Origin of the sequence: Sphingomonas kaistensis (genome assembly GCF_036884275.1) — a bacterium.
Classification (GTDB): domain Bacteria; phylum Pseudomonadota; class Alphaproteobacteria; order Sphingomonadales; family Sphingomonadaceae; genus Sphingomicrobium; species Sphingomicrobium kaistense_A.
In genome coordinates this window covers 1,086,797-1,104,668 of sequence record NZ_CP145607.1, presented here as the reverse complement: position 1 = coordinate 1,104,668, position 17,872 = coordinate 1,086,797, and the positions used below count along the sequence as shown (strand labels likewise).

At 66.8% G+C, this 17,872-nt stretch carries 18 protein-coding genes and 1 tRNA gene; 14 read left to right on the top strand and 5 right to left on the bottom strand.

From position 1 onward, the window contains the following. Positions 1-104: 104 nt before the first annotated feature. From V6R86_RS05300 to hslU, 4 genes are read left to right on the top strand one after another with little or no spacing between them, the layout of a single operon-like run. The gene (locus V6R86_RS05300) at positions 105-1,568 is read left to right on the top strand and encodes a phospholipase D-like domain-containing protein (protein WP_338502727.1); all 1,464 of its coding nucleotides are present in this window, start codon (positions 105-107) and stop codon (positions 1,566-1,568) included. Beyond that, a complete protein-coding gene (locus V6R86_RS05295; protein ID WP_338502726.1) occupies positions 1,568-2,488 on the top strand; it encodes an alpha/beta hydrolase in 921 nt (306 codons plus the stop codon). The genes V6R86_RS05300 and V6R86_RS05295 overlap by 1 nt, the downstream gene beginning before the upstream one ends. Beyond that, positions 2,485-3,033, top strand: a complete 549-nt coding sequence (hslV, locus tag V6R86_RS05290) for an ATP-dependent protease subunit HslV (protein ID WP_338502725.1) — start codon at positions 2,485-2,487, stop codon at positions 3,031-3,033. The genes V6R86_RS05295 and hslV overlap by 4 nt, the downstream gene beginning before the upstream one ends. A 12-nt stretch (positions 3,034-3,045) precedes the next feature. Next, positions 3,046-4,344, top strand: coding sequence for an ATP-dependent protease ATPase subunit HslU (gene hslU / locus V6R86_RS05285; RefSeq protein WP_338502724.1), 1,299 nt, complete (start codon positions 3,046-3,048; stop codon positions 4,342-4,344). Here hslU and V6R86_RS05280 read toward each other — a convergent pair. Then, complete coding sequence (locus V6R86_RS05280; protein WP_338502723.1) at positions 4,324-4,980, bottom strand: TIGR02117 family protein; 657 nt, start codon at positions 4,978-4,980, stop codon at positions 4,324-4,326. The two genes, hslU and V6R86_RS05280, sit on opposite strands and share 21 nt — an antisense overlap. A 133-nt stretch (positions 4,981-5,113) precedes the next feature. Between V6R86_RS05280 and V6R86_RS05275 the strand changes: the two genes are divergently transcribed. From V6R86_RS05275 to recN, 6 genes are all read left to right on the top strand, one after another. Further along, positions 5,114-5,190, top strand: a tRNA-Pro gene (locus tag V6R86_RS05275). Between the two features lie 108 nt (positions 5,191-5,298). Then, complete coding sequence (gene yajC, locus V6R86_RS05270; RefSeq protein WP_425335979.1) at positions 5,299-5,571, top strand: preprotein translocase subunit YajC; 273 nt, start codon at positions 5,299-5,301, stop codon at positions 5,569-5,571. Further along, positions 5,571-7,163, top strand: coding sequence for a protein translocase subunit SecD (gene secD / locus V6R86_RS05265; protein WP_338502722.1), 1,593 nt, complete (start codon positions 5,571-5,573; stop codon positions 7,161-7,163). Before yajC ends, secD begins: the two co-directional genes overlap by 1 nt. A 12-nt stretch (positions 7,164-7,175) precedes the next feature. Continuing rightward, a complete protein-coding gene (gene secF / locus V6R86_RS05260) occupies positions 7,176-8,138 on the top strand; it encodes a protein translocase subunit SecF (RefSeq protein ID WP_338502721.1) in 963 nt (320 codons plus the stop codon). A gap of 68 nt (positions 8,139-8,206) precedes the next feature. Continuing rightward, the gene (locus V6R86_RS05255; RefSeq protein WP_338502720.1) at positions 8,207-9,004 is read left to right on the top strand and encodes an outer membrane protein assembly factor BamD; all 798 of its coding nucleotides are present in this window, start codon (positions 8,207-8,209) and stop codon (positions 9,002-9,004) included. Positions 9,005-9,023: 19 nt separating this feature from the next. Further along, positions 9,024-10,676, top strand: coding sequence for a DNA repair protein RecN (recN, locus tag V6R86_RS05250; RefSeq protein WP_338502719.1), 1,653 nt, complete (start codon positions 9,024-9,026; stop codon positions 10,674-10,676). Positions 10,677-10,679: 3 nt separating this feature from the next. Here recN and V6R86_RS05245 read toward each other — a convergent pair whose 3' ends face one another. From V6R86_RS05245 to V6R86_RS05235, 3 genes are read right to left on the bottom strand one after another with little or no spacing between them, the layout of a single operon-like run. Then, positions 10,680-11,987: an amidohydrolase family protein gene (locus V6R86_RS05245; RefSeq protein ID WP_338502718.1), complete on the bottom strand. Its 1,308-nt coding sequence runs from the start codon at positions 11,985-11,987 to the stop codon at positions 10,680-10,682. Between the two features lie 30 nt (positions 11,988-12,017). After that, positions 12,018-12,377, bottom strand: coding sequence for a ribose-phosphate pyrophosphokinase (locus V6R86_RS05240; protein ID WP_338502717.1), 360 nt, complete (start codon positions 12,375-12,377; stop codon positions 12,018-12,020). After that, on the bottom strand, positions 12,374-13,018 hold the full coding sequence (locus V6R86_RS05235) for a DUF4893 domain-containing protein (protein ID WP_338502715.1): 645 nt from the start codon (positions 13,016-13,018) through the stop codon (positions 12,374-12,376). The genes V6R86_RS05240 and V6R86_RS05235 overlap by 4 nt, the downstream gene beginning before the upstream one ends. Positions 13,019-13,151: 133 nt before the next feature. Between V6R86_RS05235 and rarD the strand changes: the two genes are divergently transcribed. Together rarD and V6R86_RS05225 are read left to right on the top strand one after the other, a co-directional pair. Beyond that, positions 13,152-14,051, top strand: a complete 900-nt coding sequence (gene rarD / locus V6R86_RS05230; protein WP_338502714.1) for an EamA family transporter RarD — start codon at positions 13,152-13,154, stop codon at positions 14,049-14,051. Positions 14,052-14,094: 43 nt separating this feature from the next. Beyond that, the gene (locus V6R86_RS05225; RefSeq protein ID WP_338502713.1) at positions 14,095-14,319 is read left to right on the top strand and encodes a hypothetical protein; all 225 of its coding nucleotides are present in this window, start codon (positions 14,095-14,097) and stop codon (positions 14,317-14,319) included. On the opposite strand, the gene V6R86_RS05220 is transcribed toward V6R86_RS05225, so the two are convergent. Continuing rightward, positions 14,316-16,052 carry a class I poly(R)-hydroxyalkanoic acid synthase gene (locus tag V6R86_RS05220; protein WP_338502712.1) on the bottom strand — a complete coding sequence of 579 codons (1,737 nt, stop codon included), beginning with the start codon at positions 16,050-16,052 and terminating at the stop codon, positions 14,316-14,318. The two genes, V6R86_RS05225 and V6R86_RS05220, sit on opposite strands and share 4 nt — an antisense overlap. Before the next feature lie 347 nt (positions 16,053-16,399). Here V6R86_RS05220 and V6R86_RS05215 point away from each other — a divergent pair, with 347 nt between their 5' ends. Together V6R86_RS05215 and V6R86_RS05210 are read left to right on the top strand one after the other, a co-directional pair. Beyond that, complete coding sequence (locus V6R86_RS05215) at positions 16,400-17,032, top strand: trimeric intracellular cation channel family protein (RefSeq protein WP_338502711.1); 633 nt, start codon at positions 16,400-16,402, stop codon at positions 17,030-17,032. Between the two features lie 59 nt (positions 17,033-17,091). Continuing rightward, positions 17,092-17,841, top strand: a complete 750-nt coding sequence (locus V6R86_RS05210) for a DsbA family protein (protein ID WP_338502709.1) — start codon at positions 17,092-17,094, stop codon at positions 17,839-17,841. Positions 17,842-17,872: the final 31 nt, after the last annotated feature.

Here is a 17,872-nt window from a genome sequence, read left to right as displayed (position 1 = left end):
TGGCCCCCGGCGGAGCGATGACTTAATCCCCTTGCATCGCTTCGCTTGTGGAACGATCCTTCCCGTCCGCCTTTTGATAGGGGCGGACAGGAGGGATCGTTTTCGTGGGGCCACAGCTCGAACCGGGACGCAATTGCTGGCGGATTGAGCAGGCGGGACGCGCGTCGGTCATCATCGACGCCTGCGATTATTATCATATCGTCCGCCAGATGATGGAACGGGCCAAGCGCCGGATCCTGATCATCGGCTGGGATTTCGACCCCCGCATTCTGATCGACCGCGACGATAATGACGAAAGCCTCGGCGACTTCCTGCTGGCGCTGGCCAAGAAGAATCCGAAGGTCGACATCAGGATCCTGAAATGGGATCTCGGCGCGTTGAAGCTGCTGTTTCGCGGCAAGGCGCTGGCCTGGCTCGCCCGGCTGGCGTGGCAGAAGTCGATCACCTTTACCCTCGATCACGCCCATCCGGCGGGGTGCAGCCACCACCAGAAGATCGTGGTGATCGACGACAGCTTCGCCATTTGCGGCGGGATCGACATGACCGGCGACCGCTGGGACCGCCCGGCCCACCATGACGACGAGCCCAAGCGCGTACGACCCAACGGCGAACCTTATGGTCCGTGGCACGACGTCACCATGGCGGTCGACGGTCCGCTTGCCCGCGCGCTCGCCGAACTCAGCGGCGATCGCTGGCGGCGGGCGACGGGCGAGGAATTGCCCAAGCTCGAACCGCGTGACGACCTGTGGCCCGACGAGCTCACGCCGCATTTCACCGACGCCCGCTTCGCCATTGCCCGCACCCAGGCCCCCTACAAGGAGTGGGAGGAGGTCAAGGAGGTGGAAGCGCTGTTTGTCGATGCGATCGAAAGCGCCCAGCGCTTCATCTATATCGAGAACCAGTATTTCACCTCGCCCAAGATCGCCGCCGCGATCATGCGCCGGCTGGAAGCGCCCAACCCGCCCGAGATCGTGCTCGTCACCCCGATCACCGCCGACGGCTGGCTCGAACAGGTAGCGATGGACGCGACCCGGCTGCGGTTGATGAAGATCATCGGCGCGGTCGATCCGGGAGATCGCTTCCGCATCTTCACGCCCAAGACCGCCGGCGGGCAGGACATCTATGTCCATGCCAAGGTGATGATCGTCGACGACGCTTTCCTCAAGATCGGCTCGGCCAACATAAATAACCGCAGCCTCGGCCTCGACAGTGAGTGCGATCTGGCGCTGATCGACGAACCTCAGCACCGCGACTGCGTCCGCCATGTCCGCGAGCGGCTGATGGCCGAGCATCTGGCCGCCAGCGAAGAGGAAGTGCGCGACGTGTTCGAGCGCACCGGCTCGCTTCGCGCCACCATCGCCGAGCTGACCAAGCCCGGCGACCGCCGGCTCGAACCGCTGCCCTACGAGAAGCCCGACGACACGGCCTGCTTCATTGCCGAGACCGAGCTGCTCGACCCCAAGAGCCCCGACGCGATGTTCGAAGGGATGACCCGCCGCACCCTGTTCGATCCCCTGCGCGGCCCGTTCAAGCGGCTGCGGCGAAGGGGCAAGAAACTGCCGGTCTGATGGTCCGGTCGAAGCGGCGCCGCCGCTGGCCGAACATTCCCCGTGCCGCCGCTGAACTAGTGGACCGCTTCGGCTGGAGCCCGGTCGCCCTGCTCAACACCATCGACCGCCTGACCCCGGGTCGCGGCGACCGCGCACGCAAGGTCGGGGATGGGATCAGCTACGGCGCGCTTGGCCGCCAGAAGCTCGACATCTGGGCGCCGACCCACCCCGATAGCGCCCGGCTCCCGGTGATGATCTTCTTCTACGGCGGCGGCTGGCACGCGGGGGAGCGCGGCGATTACGGTTTCGCCGGCGCGGCCTTCGCGGGTCAGGGCTTTCTTGCTGTTGTACCCGATTATCGGCTGGTGCCCGAAGTTCGCTACCCGGCCTTTCTCGAAGATGCCGCCATGGCGGTTCGCTGGGTCGTCGCCCACATTGCCGAATATGGCGGCGACCCGGCCAAGATCACCGTCGGTGGCCATAGCGCGGGCGCCTATATCGCCGCGATGCTCGCGCTCGATCCACGCTGGTTGGGCGCAGTCCAGCTCGAACCTGACCTCATCCGCGCCGGCGTATTGCTGTCGGGCCCATTCGATTTCGCGCCCTTTCGCGAGTGGCGCGGCCGCGCGACCTTCGGCGCTCATCACGACCCGGCCGAAACCCAGCCGATCAACCATTGCCGCGCCGACGCGCCGCCGCTGCTGCTTCAGCACGGCAGTTCCGATCACCTCGTCTACGCCAAGAACAGCCGCAACCTCGACGCCGCGCTGAAAGGCATCGGCGCGGCCAGCGAGCTGATCGTCTACAAGGGCTGCGACCATGCCGGCACGGTGGTCGCGCTGTCCCGACCCTTTCGCGGCCGCCATTCGGTGCTTGCCGATGCCGTCCGTTTCTTGCGCTCGGTGCTCGGGCTTCCCACCTCCCCGCCAACAGCATGAGCGGGACACATATGGAACAATGGCACGGCACCACGATCATCGGGGTGCGCAAGGAAGGTCGCACGGTAATCGCCGGCGACGGTCAGGTCAGCATGGGCAATACGGTGATGAAGCCCAATGCCCGCAAGGTCCGGCGGCTGGGCAAGGACGGCAAGGTGATCGGCGGGTTCGCCGGCGCGACGGCCGATGCCTTCACCCTGTTCGAGCGACTGGAAAAGAAGCTCGAAGCGCATAACGGCCAGCTGCTCCGCGCGGCGGTCGAGCTCGCCAAGGACTGGCGCACCGACAAATTCCTGCGCAATCTCGAAGCGCTGATGATCGTCGCCGATGCCGACGTGTTGCTGGTCATCACCGGCAACGGCGATGTGCTGGAGCCCGAAGGTGGGATCGCGGCGATCGGCAGCGGCGGCAATTACGCGCTGTCGGCCGCCAAGGCACTGGTCGATTACGAACCCGATCCCGAAAAACTCGCCCGCAAGGCCATGGCGATCGCCGCCGAAGTTTGCGTGTTCACCAACGACCGCGTGGTCGTTGAGACCGTTTAGGAAATTCCCGAAGTGAACGAAGCCCTGACTCCCAAGACCATCGTCGCTGCGCTCGACGATCACATCATCGGCCAGGCCGACGCCAAGCGCGCGGTGGCGGTGGCGATGCGCAATCGCTGGCGCCGCCAGCAGCTCGGCCCCGAGCTGCGCGAGGAAGTGACGCCCAAGAACATCCTGATGATTGGGCCGACCGGCTGCGGCAAGACCGAGATCAGCCGCCGCCTCGCCAAGCTCGCCGACGCGCCATTCGTGAAGGTCGAAGCGACCAAGTTCACCGAAGTCGGCTATGTCGGCCGCGACGTCGAACAGATCGCCCGCGATCTAGTGGAAGAGGCCGTGCGTCTCGAAAAAGAACGCCGCCGCGAGCGCGTCCGCCAGGCCGCCGAGGAAGCCGCGATGGAGCGGCTGCTCGATGCGCTGACCGGCAAAGGCTCGAGCGAAGCAACCCGCGCTTCCTTCCGCCAGCGGTTCAGCGACGGCAGCCTCGATACCGCCGAAGTCGAGATCGACGTTGCCGAGGCGCCTTCCATGCCCTTCGACCTGCCCGGGCAGGGCGGTGTCGGGATGATCAATCTCAGCGAGATGATGAGCAAGGCGATGGGCGGCGCGCCCAAGAAGCGGCGCAAGCTCGCCGTCCCCTCGGCCTTCGCCAAACTGACCGAGGAAGAGGCCGACAAGCGCCTCGACCAGGAAGACGTCACCCGCGCCGCGCTGGCCGATGCGGAAGCGAACGGGATCGTCTTCCTCGACGAGATCGACAAGATCGCGGTCAGCGACGTGCGCGGCGGATCGGTCAGCCGCGAGGGCGTCCAGCGCGACCTGCTGCCGCTGATCGAAGGCACCACCGTCGCGACCAAATACGGCCCCCTCAAGACCGACCACATCCTGTTCATCGCGTCGGGTGCGTTTCACGTCGCCAAGCCGTCCGACCTGCTGCCCGAGCTTCAGGGCCGCCTGCCGATCCGGGTCGAACTCAGCGCCCTGACCGAAGACGATTTCGTCCGCATCCTTTCCGCGACCCGCGCCAGTCTGGCCGATCAATATCGGGCCTTGCTGGCGACCGAAGGCGTGACGATCGAATTTGCCGAGGACGGCATCCGGGCGCTCGCCAAGATCGCGGCCGAGGTCAACGAAAGCGTCGAGAACATCGGCGCCCGGCGATTGCAGACGGTGATGGAGAAATTGCTCGAAACCATCAGCTTCGAGGCCGAGGATCGCCGCGGCGAGACGCTGCTCGTCGATGCCGCCTTTGTAGAATCGCAGCTCGCGAGCCTTGCCCGCAACACCGACCTATCGCGCTACGTTCTCTAGGCCCGCATCGACCGTGCGATACCGCCACATGAGGCCCGGTGCGAACGGGGTCCAGGCGCTCGTCCGGACCCCGGCGAGGCGCAGCTTGTCGGCGACCCACTGGTTGCAGGTGTTGACGGCGCTGGCCCGGCCGCGACTTTGGTAAAAGGCATCGTCGGGGCCGTAGCCCGAATGATCGATGAGACGCGGCTGGCCATCGAAATCGGCGCGGATGGCGGCCCACAGCCGGCGATACTCCTCGGGTCGCAGGCGGATCGCGCGCAGCTCGAAGCCGGGCCGGTCGGTCTGATCGACATGCAGCACGCGCTCGCCTCCGGTCAGCGCCGACCACAGGGTCTTGAGCGTGATATCGCTCCACGTCGGCGTCTCGAGATACACCCGCCGCTCGCCCGCGCCGAAGCCGTACCAGCGCACGTCGGCCGGGGCCTCGCGCACATGGCTTGGCGGCAGCACGGCGCTCCAGTCCAGGCCCCCGGCCTGCGCGGGCATGACGATGTCGACGTGAATGCCGTTGGAGCGAAGATAGATCGTGGTGCCGGCCGCCGGCTCATCCCAATCGCGATTGAGCGGCAGCAGGCTTCCGGCCAGCGCGGCGAGCAGGACCAGCCCCGGAAGGGCAAGCAGTGCGACCAGCACTCGCCTTCCCAATCCGCCCTTGCGACGCCTTCTGCCTGTGTTCCGTCTCCCCGCCACCAATCCCTGCCTTGCCTAATCGGTCCACCCCAACTATCTGCGCCGCACGTCGCCTGCTAGCCAGCGCGGCACCGGTCGGGGCGTAGCGCAGCCTGGTAGCGCATCACACTGGGGGTGTGGGGGTCGCAGGTTCGAATCCTGTCGCCCCGACCATTTTTCTTTCCTTGAAGCTGGAAAAGAGCCGCGACGCCGATGCACGAGATGAGCCTGACCCTCGCAGCCGCTGCACCCGCAGCGCCCGGCGGAGCCACCGCCTTCATCATGCAGATCTTCCCGTTCCTGCTGATCTTCATCATCTTCTATTTCCTGATGATCCGCCCGCAGCAGAAGCGGGTGAAGGATCACCAGGCGATGATCGCGGCGGTCAAGAAGGGTGACGAAGTGATCACCGCCGGCGGCATTCGCGGCCGCGTCACCCGCGTCGTCGACGAACGCGAAGCCGAGGTCGAGATCGCCCCGGGCGTCAAGGTCCGCGTGGTCAAGTCGACCCTCAGCCAGGTCCTGAATGCCACTCCCAAGGGCGCGAACGACTGATGTTCGATCCGCCGAAGTGGAAGATCTGGGGAATTTTCCTCGCCATCGCGCTCGGCGTCGCCTTCGCCATCCCGAGCTTCTTTCCGAAGTCCGAGGTCGCGACCTGGCCCAGTCTGGCCCCGCGCACCCAGATTGCGCTCGGCCTCGATCTGAACGGTGGTAGCCAGCTGCTGCTCGAAGCCGATCTTGCCGATGCTCAGAAGCAGCGGCTCGCGGCGATGGAAGACAGCGTGTCGCAGGAGTTGCGCCGCGATCCGCGGATTCAGACCGGCGACATCTCGACCGCCGATGGGCGGGTGAGCTTCATGCTGCGCGATCCCTCGCAGCTCGACGCGGCGGTGGAGCGGCTTCGCACCCTCACCGCCGGGGTAGGCCTGACCGGCACCCGCACTTGGAACGTCAGCACCGTGGACGGCAACCGGGTCATCATGACCCCGACGCCCCAGGGCGCCGAACAAGCGGTCAAGGATGCGATGACCGTCGCCCGCGACGTGGTGCGCCGCCGCATCGATCCGTCGGGCACCCGCGAGGTCACCGTGATCAACCAGGGCGGCAACCGCATCCTGGTCCAGGTGCCGGGCGTCGACGATCCTGAAGCGCTGAAGCGCCTGATCGGTCAGACCGCGCGCCTGGAGTTCAAGCTGGTCGATCAGCGCGCCGATCCCAATCAGGTCGCCCAGGGCCGTGCGCCCGCCGGCAGCCAGGTGTTGCAAATGGCCGACGGTTCGGGCCCGATCGCGGTGCAGCGCCGGGTGATGGTCGCTGGCGATCAGGTCAGCCGCGCGCAGCAGACCTTTGATCAGCAGACGGGCGCGCCGAACATCACGCTTGGCTTCGACACCGCCGGTGCGCGCCGTTTCGCGCGCGCCACCACCGAGAATGTCGGCAAGCCGTTTGCCATCATCCTCGACAACAAGGTGCTGTCGGCGCCCAACATCAACGAGCCGATCATCGGCGGCACCGCGACCATCTCTGGCAATTTCACCGTCGAAACCGCCAACGAGCTCGCCGTCGCGCTGTCGTCGGGCAAGCTGCCGGTGAAGCTCGATGTCATCGAAGAGCGTACCGTGTCGGCCGAACTCGGCCGCGATTCGATCAGCAAGGGCCTGGTCGCTTCCGCCGTGGCGGTGCTGGCCGTGATGCTCTTCATGATCATCACGTATGGCCGGTTCGGAGTCTACGCGAACATCGCGCTGCTGGTGAACGCCTTCATGATCCTTGCGATCATGGGCATCTTCGGCTCCGCGCTCACCCTGCCCGGAATCGCCGGCTTCGTGCTGACCATCGGTGCGGCGGTCGACGCCAACGTGCTGATCAACGAGCGCATCCGAGAAGAGCAACGGCGCGGCCGCAAGCTGCTCGACGCGATCGACACCGGCTACAAGGAAGCATCCACCGCCATCTTCGACGCCAACATCACCAACACCATCGCCGCGGCGATGATGTGGTATTTCGGCTCGGGCCCGGTGCGCGGCTTCGCCATCGTGCTGCTGATCGGCATCATCACCTCGGTGTTCACCGCGGTGAACTTCACCCGCCTGCTGGTGGCCCTGTGGGTCAAGCGCAAGCGGCCCCGCGAACTGCATATCTGAGGCCGCTGACCCATGAAGCTTCTGAAGCTCGTTCCCGACAACACCAACATCGACTTCATGAAGGTGCGCAACATCGCCCTTCTGCTGTCGATCCTGGTCACCGCCGCAAGCCTGGCGCTGGTCGCGGTGAAGGGCCTGAACCTCGGCGTCGACTTCATCGGCGGCCAGGTGGTTCGCACCACCTTTGCCCAGCCTGTCGCGATCGAGGATCTGCGCAGCCGGGTCGAAGCGCTCGACGTCGGCGAAGCCAGCATCCAGGAATTCGGCGACGGCAAAACCTACCAGATCCGCCTGCCCCGCCCCGAAGGCCCGCAATCGCAGGCCGCCGCGATCACCGACAAGGTGCGCGGCATGCTTCAGGCGCAATATCCGGGCGTCACCGTGGGAGCCGCCGAAGCGGTGTCCGGCAAAGTCTCGGACGAGCTTGCCAAGGACGGCTTGCTGGCGATCACGCTCGCCATGCTTGGGGTTGCGATTTACATCTGGTTCCGGTTCGAATGGCAATTCGGCGTCGGGGCGCTGGTCACCCTGTTCCACGACGTCGCGCTGATTCTCGGTTTCTTCGCGCTGACGCAGTTGCAGGTCGACCTCAACATCGTCGCCGCCTTCCTCGCGGTGGTCGGTTATTCGCTCAACGACACGGTGGTGATCTACGACCGCATCCGCGAGAACATGCGCAAGTTCCGCAAGATGCAGACGGTGCAATTGCTCAACCTGTCGTTGAACGAAACCCTGTCGCGGACCATCGTGACCTCGGGCTCGATCATGCTCGCGCTCGCCGTCCTGCTGCTGCTCGGCCCCGACGTCATCTTCGGCCTCACCGCCGCCATTCTGCTCGGCACCTTCATCGGCACCTATTCGTCGATCTACATCTCGGCCCCGATCCTGGTCTGGCTGGGGGTTAAGCCCGACAGCTTCCTCAAGGTCGAGGACAAGGCCGCCAGGGTCACCGGCGGCGACGGCGCGGTGGTGTAAGCCGCGGTTCAGCCACACCCGCTCAAGAGCGCTTGGCCTGCCCCTCCGACTGCCCTAGAAAGGCATCCATGCTGAAGCCCAATCGTCTGTTTCTCCTCGCTCTCGGCGTCGCGGTCGTGCTGCCGGCCGCCGGCTGCGCCGGTCGCGGGCGGACCAAGGCCGACACCGCCTATGTCGCGCGCGACGTGAACACGCTTTACGCGCTCGCCAAGAACCGCCTCGACCGCGGTGAATATGAGCAGGCGGCGAAGATCTTCGACGAGGTCGAGCGCCAGCATCCTTATTCGGTCTGGGCCCGCCGCGCGCAGCTGATGAGCGCGTTCAGCTATTACATGGCCAAGACCTATCCCGACGCGATCAGCTCGGCCCAGCGCTTCCTGACCATCCATCCGGGTAACAAGGACGCGCCCTACGCCAATTACCTGATCGCGATGAGCTATTACAATCAGATCGGCGACGTCACCCGCGACCAGAAGATTACGCTTCAGTCGAGCGATGCGTTTAACGAACTCATCCGCCGCTATCCCGAAAGCCGCTATGCGGCCGATGCGCGGCTGAAGCTCGATCTCATCAACGATCAGCTCGCCGGCAAGGAAATGGAAATCGGCCGCTATTACCAGCGCGCGGGCAACTGGCTGGCCAGCGTCAACCGCTTCCGCGAGGTGGTCGATAAGTATCAGACCACCACCCACACGCCCGAAGCGCTGATGCGTCTGACCGAAAGCTATCTTGCGCTCGGCACCCCGGACGAAGCGGTGAAGGCGGCGGCGGTGCTCGGTCGCAACTACCCCGGCACCGTCTGGTACGAGCGCGCTTATACGCTGGTGCAGCGGCACGTGCCGAACGCCCCTCGCCAGGCGGCTTGAGGAACAGCGCCGGGCCGGCATGCTGAGGCAACTCGTCATCCGTGACGTGGTGCTGATCGACCGGCTCACCCTCGATTTCGGCGACGGCCTCGGCGTTCTCACCGGCGAGACCGGCGCGGGCAAATCCATCCTGCTCGATTCGCTCGGCCTCGCGCTGGGTATGCGCGCCGACAGCGGGCTGGTGCGCTCGGGCCAGGACGCGGCCTCGGTCACCGCCGAATTCGACCTTCCCGCCGGCCATCCTGCGCTGGCGTTGCTCGACGAGGCCGGGCTCGAACAGGAAGCGGGCGAGCCGCTGATCTTCCGCCGCACTTTGAAGGCCGATGGCGGCAGCCGCGCCTTTCTCGGCGGCGGACCGGTCCCGGCGGCGACGTTGCGCGAAGCGGGAAGCAGCCTGGTCGAGATCCACGGCCAGCATGACGATCGCGGGTTGCTCAACCCCAAGGGCCACCGCGCCTTGCTCGACAGCTTCGGGCGGGTCGATGCCGCGCCCGTCGCGCGCGCCTGGCGACGCCTGTCGGACCTGCGCGCCGAGCTCGAACAGCTACGGTCGAAAGCCGCCGACGCCGACCGCGACCGCGAATTTCTCGACCACAGCATCGCCGAGCTGGAGAAGCTCGAGCCCGAGGAGGGCGAGGAACAGGCCCTCGCCGACAAGCGCGCCGCGATGAAGCAGTTCGCGCGGGTGCAGGACGATCTCGACGGACTGGCCGGCCTGTTCACCGGGTCGGACGGCGGGCTGTCGCAGTTGCGCCAGGCGGCGCGGCGGCTGGAGCGCATTGCCGACACCCACCCGCTCCTTACCGAAGCGCTGACCGCGCTCGACCGTGCCCTGATCGAAGGCGGCGAAGCCGAGGAAAAGGTGATGGCCGCCCAACGCGACCTCGCTTTTTCGCCCGAGGAACTGGACGAAGCGGAGACGCGGCTGTTCGAGCTTCGTGGCCTTGCCCGCAAGCACCGGGTCGAGCCCGATCAGCTCGCCGAACTGCTCGACCGGATGCGCGAGCAGCGGCAGGCGATCGATGCGGGCGAAAGTCGGATCGGCGAGCTTGAGCGGTCGCTGGCAGTGGCTGAAAGCGACTACGCCGCCGCCGCGACTGCTCTGAGCGAGGCCCGGCGCGCCGCTGCCGAACGGCTGGATCGCGCGGTCGCGGGCGAGCTTGCACCGCTCAAGCTCGAAGCTGCGCGCTTTCGCACCGTCGTTGCCCCCGGCGAGCCCGGACCGACCGGTACCGACCGGGTCGAGTTCGAAATCTCGACCAACCCCGGCGCTCCGTTCGGCGCGCTGACCAAGATCGCTTCGGGCGGCGAATTGTCGCGTTTCATCCTAGCCTTGAAGGTCGCGCTGGCGGAAGAAGGCGGCGCGTCGACGATGATCTTCGACGAGATCGATCGCGGCGTCGGCGGCGCGGTGGCGAGCGCGATCGGGGAGCGGCTGGCCCGGCTCGCGACCAAGAGCCAGCTCTTGGTCGTCACCCACTCGCCGCAGGTCGCGGCGCGGGCGAGCCGCCATTATCGGATCGAGAAGAGCCACGGCGACGAGGGCACCCGGACCACCGTGCGCCTGCTCGACGCCGACGAACGGCGCGAGGAGATCGCCCGGATGCTGTCGGGCGCGGCGGTCACCGAGGAGGCGCGCGCCCAGGCCGCGCGCCTGCTCGAGACCGCCTGACGCTCAGTCGGCGGCGGTCAACTGGCGCTGGCCGCCGGCCTTGTAGACCTGACCCCACTTCATCACGAACCCGACATTCTCCAGCAACCGGATATTCGCCAACGGATCGCCTTCGACCGCGACGATGTCGGCGTCCTTGCCAGGCTCGATGGTGCCGGCGATCGCCGATACGCCGAGGAGGTCGGCGGCGCTGACCGTGGCGGCCTTGATGGCGTCGGCCGGCGCCATTCCGTTTTTCACCATCAGCGCGAATTCCTCGGCATTCTTGCCGTGGGGGCTGACCGCACTGTCGGTGCCGAACGCGATCTTCACCCCCTCGCGCACCGCGCGGGCAAAGCTCTTCTCCGCATTGCCGCGGGCGGCACGAGCTTTCTCGAACTGCGCCGGGGTCAGCGCACCGCGCTCGCCGTCGCGATAGGCGGCGGCCGGGGCGAGCAGCGTCGGCACATAATAAGCGCCGGTCTGCTTGTAGAGCCGGAAGGTCTCGTCGTTGGTGAAGGTGCCATGCTCGACCGAGGCGACCCCGGCGCGCAGCGCGGCGTTGATGCCGTTGGCGCCGTGGGCGTGCGCCGCGACTTTGCGGTCGAAGGAGCGGGCGGTTTCGACGATCGCCTTCATCTCGTCGTCGGCCATCTGCTGGTTGAGCCCGCCCGCGACATTGCTGAGGACGCCGCCGGTGGCCGCGATCTTCACCACGTCGGCGCCGTCGCGGATCTGCTCGCGCGTCGCGCGGCGGCAGTCGTCGGGGCCGTTGCAGACGTTGGTCTGATGGTTGTGCCCGATCTCGGCGAGCTCGCGGTTGACGCCGTTGACCGGGTCGCCGTGTCCGCCGGAGACCGACACCATGCGGGCGGCCATGATGATGCTTGGGCCAACGAACGCGCCGCTGTTGATCGCGCCCTTGAGCGCGCGAATGGCGGGCGGATCGCCGCCCAGGTCGCGGACGGTGGTGAAGCCCGCGGCCAGCGTTTTCTTGGCGTTGGTCAGCGCGGTGTAGGCTTCGTCCTCGCTGTTGCGCACCGATTCCTGCAGCCGCGCCTGGATCCGGTCGTCGAGCCCGCCGAGGTGGACGTGGGAATCGATCAGGCCCGGCATCACGGTGCTGTTGCGCAGGTCGATGACCCGGGCGCCGGGCACGTCGGCGAAGCCGTTGCGGACCTCGGTGATCTTGCGGCCCTGAACGAGGATCGAGACGTTCCGCTTCGGCGCGCGGCCGGGGACGTCGATCAGCGTGCCGGCGTGGATCACGGTGACGGGCTGAGCGGCGGGTGCCGCCTGCACGATGGCGGCGGCGGCAATGAGCGTGAGCATGTCTGATCCCCCTGGGCTGTTTGCCGCAGCTTAGCTCGGCCCCCGCTCCTGCCAATAGCGAAAGGCGTCGCGCTGAAGCCGCTCGACCAGGCGGCGGGCGGCGGGTCCGGTCCATTCCCCGGTAAAGCGATGTTTCTCCCAGCTACCGGTCCACCAGCCCTGCCCCGGCAAACCGTCCGACTGGCGCACCACCAGCACCGCAAGCTCGGGCTCGCCATCGGCTTCGGCAGCTTCGTCGATCGCCGACAGCGTCTTGCACAAGGCGCGCATCTTGGGACGGGTGAAGGCATGGCCCAGACGTTCGAGCAGTTCGGAATAGGTCAGCGGATGGCCGGCGGCCGCGGCGACAAGCAGATGCTCGCGAACGGTGGCCGGATCGGCGATGCTCACGCCGCCGGCTGCACCGCCACGGGGGTCAATTCATAGACCTCGAGCTTGGCGCCGGAGCGTGGGAACGGGAGGGCGAGCCGCCAGCGCATCGGGCCGACGCGTTCCAACACGCCGGCCATGTCGCGGCTGGCGTCCTCGCCATAAGGCTTGTTGCGCTCTTTCTCTCCCAGCGCGATGCTGCCGAGGAAAATCAGACGGGAGGCGTCGTCATCTTCCCACAGCCGGCCGGCGGGGCGTTCGGTGCCGGTCTGCTTGACGATGGTAAGCAGGTCGTTCTCGACCTCGACATAGCAGAAGAAGGGCTTGAACTTGACCAGTGCCGGCGTGCGGCGGTCGGTCTTGCCGAGACGGATGAGGCGGCAATTGTAGCTGCCGGGCGTCGGCGCGGGACGAGCTAGGCCGGCACCGGCTTCGAGCAAAGGTCCTTCCTCACGCAGCGCGGAGGTCGAACGGGCGGCCCGCACTTCGGCCAGCGCCTCGCTCCACGCCATCGGCAAGCGGCGCACGCGCTCGGTATCTTCCTCGGTGGCGACGGCGCGCCAGCGGTCGGCCTTGGTCGGCTGGATGATCACGGGCGCGGGCGCTGCGACCTGCGGGCGTTCGGGGACGGTGCAGGCCGCGAGGGCCAGCAAGCTCGTCATGATCAATCCGAAACGCGCGCGTGTCATCTCGTCCTCTCGCTAGCACAGCCCCGACGCCGGTCCACCCGACCAAAGGCCGGGAGTGGTTAACAAATCCTTGCGAGCGGGCCGTGTCGGCCCCAAGGCGCGGCGAATGAACGCGCCCCTCCCCCCTCGCGCCCCCGCCCTGTCCCGTACCGGCCTCGGCCTTGGGATCGGCGCCTATACGGCGTGGGGCTTGATGCCACTGTATTTCAAGCTGCTGCTGGGGGTGCCGGCACTGGCGATCGTGGCGCACCGGATCGTCTGGTCGTTCCTGCTGCTCGGCGGCCTGATCACCCTCCAGCGGGCCTGGCCGGCGATCCGGGCGGCCCTGGGCGAGCCGCGGACGGTGCGGTTGCTGCTGGCGACCTCGGGGCTGATCGGGGTCAACTGGCTGCTCTACGTCTACGCGGTCAACAGCGGGCACATCCTGGCCGCGTCGCTCGGCTATTACCTCAATCCGCTGGCCAACATCCTGCTTGGCCGGTTCGTGCTGGGCGAGCCGCTGAGCCGGCCGCAGTGGGTGGCGGTGGCGCTGGCGGCGGTGGGTGTCTCGATCCTCGCGGTCGGCGCCCTGTCGCACCTGTGGATCAGCCTGGCCCTGTGCGTCTCCTTCGCGCTCTACGGCCTCCTTCGCAAAGTCGCGACCGTGGACGCGACCGCCGGTTTGGGAATCGAAACCGCCCTGCTGCTGCCCGTCGCGACCCTGTGGCTGACCTGGGCGACCCTCGCCTCCAGCCAGCCCGTCTGGGGCACCAACAGCACCGACACCTTCCTCCTCGTCCTTGCCGGCGCGGTGTCGACCGTGCCGCTGCTCCTGTTCACCGCCGCCGCCCGGCTGCTGCCTTATTCGACCCTCGGTATCCTCCAGTTCATCGCGCCCACCCTGCAATTCCTGGTCGCCGTGTTTCTTTTCGGCGAGCCCTTCACCACCGCCCATGCCGCCGCTTTTGCCTGCATCTGGAGCGCGGCGCTGATCTACCTTGTCGCCGCGCTACGCAGCAGCCGGTGACACGCCACTGGAAATCGGGCGGCGGCGAAACGACATAAGAGGCATGTTGAACCTCATTTCGCTGCTGATCGGGCTCGTCGCCCTGATTAGCGCCGCCGTCGCCTTCCTGCCGCTGCTCGGCTGGGCCAACTGGCTGATCCTGCCGCTGGCCGTTGTCGGCGCCGGGATTGGGCAATTGAGCCCCGTGTCCAAGGCCGGGCGCAACCTCTGCATCTTCGTGATCATCGTCGGCGCGCTGCGGCTGATGCTGGGCGGCGGGATCCTCTAGCGGGTTTTCACATAGCGACCGGGGGCATCCTCGATCGCCTTGCGCTTACCCTTGCCGGGCACCCGCGCGCCCTTGGCGTCGACCTTCTTGGGCGCGCGCTCGGTCAGCCATGACAGCCAATCGGGCCACCAGCTGCCCTTATGCTCGGTCGCGCCGTCGATGAAGGCGTCGAGGTCCTTTGGTTCGCCCTCGTTCAGCCAATACTGATATTTGCCCGTGCTGGGCGGGTTCACCACACCGGCGATGTGGCCCGAGCCCGCGAGCACGAAGCGCTTCGGCCCTGGCACATGATCCATGATCTTCCACACGCTTTGCGGCGGGGCGATATGATCCTCGCGCCCGGCCTGGATGTAGAGCGGGGTGTGGATTTGGCGGAGGTCGATCGGGGTGCCGTCGACGCTGATCGCGCCCGCCTCGACCAGCTTGTTCCCCTTGTAGAGCGTCTCCAGATAATCGCGGTGCCAGCCGGCCGGCAGGTTGGTCACGTCGCCGTTCCAGTGGAGGAGGTCGAACGGCGGCGGTTCTTTGCCCAGCAGGTAATTGTTGACGACGTAGTTCCAGATGAGGTCGCGGCCGCGCAGCAGGTTGAACGTCGAGGCCATCACCCGGCCGTCGACGATGCCGGTTTCGGCCGAGAGCTGTCCCAGTAGCCCCATCGTCTCGTCGCTAAGGAAAAGGCGAAGGTCGCCGGCCTCGGCAAAATCGACCTGCGCGGTGAAGAAGGTGGCCGAAGCGACCTTATCCGCCTCTCCCTGCGCCGCCAGCAGCGCCAGCGTGGCGGCAAGCGTGGTGCCGGCGACGCAATAGCCAATGGTGTGGACCTGTTCGACGCCGAGCAGGTCGCGCACGGTGTCGATCGCGTCGACCTGTCCGCGCAGGACGTAATCGTCGAGGGTGACATCCTTGATGCTCTCGTCGGCCGATTTCCAGCTGACCATGAACAGCGTGATGCCCTGTTCGACGCACCAGCGGACGAAGCTTTTCTCCGGCGTCAGGTCGAGAATGTAGAAGCGGTTGATCCACGGCGGGAAGACGATCAGCGGCGTTTCCAGCACCTTGTCGGTCGTGGGCGTGTACTGGATCAACTGGTAGAGCGGAGTTTCGTGAATGACCTTGCCCGGCGTGGTGGCGAGGTTGCGACCGACCTCGTACGCGCCCTTGGGTACGTGACTGAGCTGTCCGCCCTTCATGTCGTCGAGCATGTGGCGAAGCCCGGTGAGGAGGTTCTCGCCCCGGCTTTCCATGGTCGCCTTCAGCACCTGCGGATTGGTGAGCGCGAAATTTGACGGGCTCATCGCGTCGACGAAGCTGCCGGTCAGGAACTTGAGTCGCGTGTGCGCCTCCTCGTCGAGCCCGTCGGCCTCGTCGACCGACTTCATCAATTGGTCGGAAATGGCGAGATACGACTGGCGGATGGTGTCGAATACCGGGTTGTCGCGCCATTCGGGGGCGGCGAAGCGCTTGTCCTTGCGGTCGGCCGCGGCGCTCATCCCGCCGAGCATCTGACCCCAGGCTTCCATGCCCTTGCCCCACGCCTCGGCCCCGGCGGTCAGCATCGCCATCGGATCGGGCGCCTGCGGAAGCTTGAGGCCCGGCGCGGGATCGCCCGCCTTCCAGCTGTCGGCCCAGGTTTCGAGCAGCATCTGCTGCGCCCGGCCCATGACCAGGGTCCAGTGCTGCCAGTCCTCCAGCGTCGGAAAAGCAGGCGTGGCAGTGTCCGTTTCGGTAGTCATCGAGGGTCTCCCGGCAGGCTGCGAACCTGAACAAGGTCACAAAGGTCACCGGTCGCGGCCTGCCGAACCAACGCGCGAACCTGAACAAGGTCACAAAGGTCACCGGTGGCGGGGGTAAGCGCGGGTGGCCTGCTGTTGTCGGTTCGGGAGATCGTGGCAGGAAGGGAAAGCGTCATGCGGGCACCATGACATGAAGTGGGCGGTGTAGGACAGCCTCTCCCCGTCACCCCGGGTCGGGCCAGGGGTGACGAGGGGCGTTGGGTCAGGTCGTCGTTGCGAGCGAAGCGAAGCAATCCAGCGCCGGTGGATTGCTTCGTTGCTCCGCTCCTCGCAATGACGGGGATGAGATGACGCCCGAGCTTGCCGTGCCCGTCCTGCCGCTGGCGATCCAGGCGATCGATCTGTTCGGCATCGCGGTGTTCGCCGTGTCGGGCGCGCTGCTGGCGGCGGAGCGGCGGCAGACGTTCGTCACCTTTCTGTTCTTCGCGGTGGTGACCGGGGTCGGTGGCGGGACCTTGCGCGATCTGCTGATCGGAGCGCCGGTGTTCTGGGTGCAGGGCAACGAGGTGTTGCTGATCTGCTTTGCCGCCGCGACCCTGGTGTGGCTGGTCAGCCGGCGCTGGTTCGCGGGATCGGCCTTGTTGTGGTTCGATGCCGCGGGGCTTGGCGCTTATGCGACCTATGGCGCGGCCAAAGCGCTGGCGTTCGGGATCGCCCCGGTCCCGGCGTTCGCGATGGGGGTGCTGACCGCCTGCGCGGGCGGGATCATCCGCGACGTGCTGGCGGGCGAGCCGTCGATTTTGATGCGGCCCGAGCTCTATGTCACCGCCGCGGCGCTGTCGTCGGGACTGCTGGTCGGCCTGGCGCTGCTCGGCATGAGCGGCTGGGCGGCGGCGCTGATAGCGGCGCTTGCCGGCTTTGCACTGCGCGGCCTCGCGATCGCGCGGGGGTGGAGCCTGCCGGCCTACGATCACAAATGATTGCATCGGCGGTGCCGGCTTGCGAGAAGCAGCGCCGCATCTTTCGAAGGGAATATCCCGTGCGTTTTCGCCCCGTCGCCATCGCTTTTCTGGCCCTGTCGATCGCCGCCTGCGGAAAGGGCGGGGCCGACTCCGGTGCCGCTGGCGGAGCGGTCTCGACCAACACGGCTGCCAATGTCGCGCCGCCGCCGGGCGGGGACTGGACGACGGTGGTGAGCGGCAGCGGCGACGGGATCGTGATGGGCAATCCCGATGCCAAGGTGAAGCTGCTCGAAATCGCGTCGCTCGGCTGCCCCTTCTGCAAGCGCTTCGAGGACGAGGGCGTGCCCGAGGTGATGAAGCTGGTGAAGGCGGGGCAGGTCCAGTGGGAATTCCGGCCGTTCATCATTCACGGCCCGGTAGATGTCGCGGCCAATCTGATCGCTCGCTGCAACGGGCCGCAGGGCTTTTTCCCGATGAGCGCGGCACTGTACCGCGAGCAGGAAAGGTGGATGGGCCGGTTCGAACAGGCGCCGCCGGAGCGCGTGGCACGGCTGCAAGGCTTGCCGCCGACCCAGGCCTTCGTCGAAGCGGCGACCCTTGCCGGGTTGCAGGGGATTGCGGCGCAGAACGGCTTGCCCAGCGCCAAGGCCAATCAGTGTCTGGCCGATGAAGCGGCAATCGAGCGCGAGGTCGCGGTGACCGCCAATGCCCAGAGCGAATTCCCCGTGTTTAAGGGAACGCCGGGTTTCGCGATCAACGGCCAGTTCGTGCCCAACGCCAGTTCGTGGGCGGATCTGAAGCCCGCGCTGGAAGCCGCGCTCCGCTAGTCGAATATATCGCTATCTCCGCAGGATAAGC